The 3,832-nt window shown below is 68.2% G+C and carries 3 protein-coding genes; 1 reads left to right on the plus strand and 2 read right to left on the minus strand.

All coding sequences use genetic code 11. The features are described 5' to 3' along the window. Together QZV81_RS07960 and QZV81_RS07965 are read right to left on the minus strand one after the other, a co-directional pair. Positions 1 to 902, minus strand: a 902-nt coding sequence (locus QZV81_RS07960) for a hypothetical protein (protein ID WP_292835396.1), incomplete at its 3' end; no start/stop codon positions are given. Positions 903 to 907: 5 nt separating this feature from the next. Next, a complete protein-coding gene (locus tag QZV81_RS07965) occupies positions 908 to 2,470 on the minus strand; it encodes a polysaccharide biosynthesis tyrosine autokinase (protein ID WP_292835399.1) in 1,563 nt (520 codons plus the stop codon). 499 nt (positions 2,471 to 2,969) lie between these two features. On the opposite strand from QZV81_RS07965, the gene QZV81_RS07970 reads away from it, so the two are divergent. Beyond that, complete coding sequence (locus QZV81_RS07970; protein ID WP_292835402.1) at positions 2,970 to 3,368, plus strand: hypothetical protein; 399 nt, start codon at positions 2,970 to 2,972, stop codon at positions 3,366 to 3,368. Positions 3,369 to 3,832 lie beyond the last annotated feature (464 nt).

Below are 3,832 nucleotides of genomic sequence, written 5' to 3' on the forward strand. Positions count from 1 at the left end.
GATTCTCCAGACCAGATCAGAGTGCCTGCGTCGGTTGGGGCGATCGCGGTTGGCTGGGACGGGTCGGCGCCTTCTGTGCAACTGGGGGGTTCGGGCTGAGCAGGGTCGGCGGTGGCGTAGCGCGTGAGGGCGAGGCCGTTGCATTCCTCCGAACTGTGAGCGACGAGAACCGCGTCGCCGTCGATGGCGACGGCTGCGGCATCCGGAGCGGGCAACGCGACCCACTCGCCGTCCGCCCGGGAGGCGTATGCGGCGGCGTCGCACACCAGGGCCACGAGATCGCCCTGAGTGCGCAGGCCTTGCGCCTCGGCGCAGGGCGCGGCCACGGGGCCGGCGGGTTGCTGCACGGTGGCGGGGTCGGTGAGTGCGACGAACCGCGACGCCGCCAGCACGTCGGGGTACGAGTCCCAGAACTGACCCTGCGTGAAGGTGCGCAGAGCCTGCGGCTCGCAGGTCGGGCCGACGCCGACGATGATCTCTGCCTCGGTCTGATCGAGCGAGTCGAGCGCGGCGAGTTGTGACGCTCCCTTATAGAGGGGAGTGACGTCGGTCCACGTGGCCCCGCCATCGATTGACCGCTCGACGACGGGCGGGGCGCCGCCGCACGCGCCGGCGACTCCGCGCCACCAGACGTTCGAACCGGCGCCGGTGCCGGCGGTGAGGAAGCGCTCGGACTCGCGGGGGATGGCCGCGGCTGACGGTTCGGGGGTGGGTGTCGGCGTCGGCGTCTGGACGCCGAGGTCGAAGGAGGGCACGGGTGCCGGTTCGCCGGAGTTCGCGAGCGGAGCGGCGTGCTGATACGCGGCTGCGACGAGAGTGCCGGCACCGATCGCCGTGATGGTGAGCAACGCGACCGCACCCCAGAGGGATGCGGACGCGCGCCAGGTTCTGCGACCAGCCACGGCGCCTAGCGGGTGCGGGTAGAGCTGCTCGTCGCTGCAGCGGACTCGGGCGTCTGGTCTTGCTTCGCTCGCTCGGTGACCGAGGGCTCGGCGACCAGGGAGGGTGCGGCGACTGGGGAGGCCGGGGAGGGTGCGGCCACCGGAGGGCGGGCGGCGCGGTAGGCGCGGCGGGCGGCGCGCTTCTCGGCCTTCGACTGGCCCTGCACGTAGCCATAGCCCTGGCCGTAGCCGTAACCGTACGTGTAGGCGTAGGCATCGGGGCCTCGCGTCGGCACCATCGACAGCACGATGCCGGCGACCTTCGCCCCCACCGTCTGCAGCGCGTCGATCGCGCCCGACAGCTGGTGCCGGTTGGTGCGGCCGGCCGACACCACGACCAGCGCGCCGCTCGTCGCACGCGCGAGAATCGCGGCATCCGTCACGGGGAGAAGTGGAGGAGCATCGCACAGCACGACATCGAAGTCGCGTTCGAGCACCTCGAGCAGTGTGGCCATCTGCTGGGAACCGAGCAGCTCGCTGGGGTTCGGCGGAATCTTGCCGGCCGGCATGACGTACATCGTGCGGTCGCCCCACGGGTGCATCACGTCGCCCACCTTCACGCGGCCGATCAGCACGTCGGTGAGACCGGCGCCGCCCTCGATACCGAGGTACTCGGCCACCTTGGGCTTGCGCAGATCGGCGTCGAGCAGGGCGACGCGCTTGCCCGCGTCGGCCAGGGCGATCGCCAGGTTGATCGTCGTCGTCGACTTGCCTTCGCTGGGCACGCTCGAGGTGATGACGAAGCTGGCGCGACCGCCCATGTCGAGAAACTGCAGGTTGGTGCGGAGGGCCCGGAACGACTCGGCGCGCGGGCTGAGCGGGTCAGCGTGCACGATGATCGGGCGATCCTTCGCCTTCGGGTCGAACGCGATCGCGCCGATGAGCGGAGCGTCGGTGACGGGCGTGAGGTCTTGGGGTGTGCGAATGCGCGTGTCGAGCACCGAGCGCAGCACGGCCACGCCGATGCCGAGTGCGAGACCGATCAGGCCGCCGAGTACGAGGTTGAGCGAGACATTCGGGCTCGAGGGTGCCAGCGGCGTGACCGCGTCTTTGACGCGGGTGAGCCGCACCGGGCTCGCGTCGCTGCCGTTCGGCGTCTCGATCGACTCGACCGCCGCGGTGAGGCTCGCCGCCAGGGCGTTGGCGATGTCGGCCGCGAGCAGCGGGTCGGCGTCGGTGACCGAGATCGTGATGAGCGTCGTGTTGAGCGGGCTGGACGCCGTCACCGCTTGGGCGAGAGTGTTCGCAGAGACGCCGAGGTCTAGCTTGGCGATCACCGGGTTCATGACGATCGGTGTGGTGACGAGGTTCGAGTACGTGGTCACCCGTGCCTGGGTGAACGTCGACCCCTGCTGCAGCTCGCCGATCGTGCCGCCCGCCTGCGTGGAGACGAAGACCGTGCTCTGCGCCTCGTACATGGGCGTGCGCGTGAGCGAATATCCCGCCGCAGCCCCCACCCCGAGCAGCGTCGCCAGCACGATGATGAGCCAGTTCTTGCGGAGGATGTGGAGGTAATCGGTGAGCTCCATGACGCCTTTCCCTCGTGGGCCGCGCTCGAGGTGCGCGAGCGCGGGGGGAGCCCCGAGGTTTGACCATCGTTACACGGAAGCGTTTCGCGTGTCTCGCCGGGACGTGACGAGTGTGTTAATGCGGTCGGCTGCGAACCGCGGAATCACGCGGATCTCCGGCTGGCCGCGTCCCCCGAAGAGGGGACAGGGGTCCCCCAAAGTACCGACAGACACCCGGTTGACGGATGGATAGCGTGGAAGACGACCCCCGGAGCGATGCCCTTCTATCCGGGGGTCGCACCTTTCTCTCCGGGGGCGACCAGCATCAGGGGCCGAGGCTCTCAATGCATGCTCTGCAACGGAGTCAATGCATGCTCTGCAACAGCTCGAGTGATCCTCGGGCTTCCTCCCCACGACTGCTCGCCGGGAAATTGCTCCCCATCTTGTTCGCGGCGGGTCGCGGCGTTGATGAACGCTGGAATCGTGAAGCCAGCTGGAGCACCATTGAAGGGTGGACCTCGTGAACGAACCGCAGGTGTGGGTGCTGATCGGCGTCTTCACGACGATCATGCTCGGCGGCATGACGTTGATGACGACGCTGATCAATCGTGCGACGGCTGAGGCGATCAACGGAGTCCGCGGCGAAATCGGCGGGCTGCGCGGGGAGATCAGTGGTGAGATCGGCGGGCTGCGCGGGCAGTTCGGCGGGCTGCACGCTGAGATCGGCGGGCTGCGCGGGGAGATCGGCGGGGAGTTGAGCGGGTTGCGCGGGGAGATCAGCGGGCTGCGGGGGGAGATGAACGGGAGGTTCGAGGCCGTACACGTGCGCTTCGACTCGCTCGAGAAGCGGGTTGACCAGCTCGATGGCGATGTTTCTGCGTTGACGCGGCACCTGTGGGGGCGACCCGAGGCCGGGTAGCCCGCGGCCGTGAGTTCGTGGGACGTCAAGACGATCGAGCGAGCCGATGTTGTCACGGTGGAATTCGCCCAGAGGCGCACTGCTACGTTTCCGAAATGCCAGAAGTTCCAGATGCGGACGACCGCCCGCCGTGCGCGGGAGCGAGTGAGGCGAACTCGATCCGCGAGATGATCCGCCACGAAGACGTTCTGAAGAACCATCGGATGACGTGGTTCCTCACCGTTCAGGGTTCGCAACCGCTTCGCAGAAGTCTTGCTCTGGCCGTGGAATGGCACCCCACCGTCGTCCCGTCGGAACGGCTCGAGTTGCCCATCTCGAGTGTCCCTAATGGTTCCTCCCCACGAGTGTGCGCCGGGGATTCGTCCCCCGTCTCGTTCGCTGAGGTCGTATCGTCGGGCGACAGTGGAAACGTGGAGCCATCAAGAGCATTATTGAAAGGGTGGACCTCGTGAACGAACCGCAGG

It is taken from the genome of Microbacterium sp. (assembly GCF_011620665.1).
Lineage (GTDB): Bacteria > Actinomycetota > Actinomycetes > Actinomycetales > Microbacteriaceae > Microbacterium.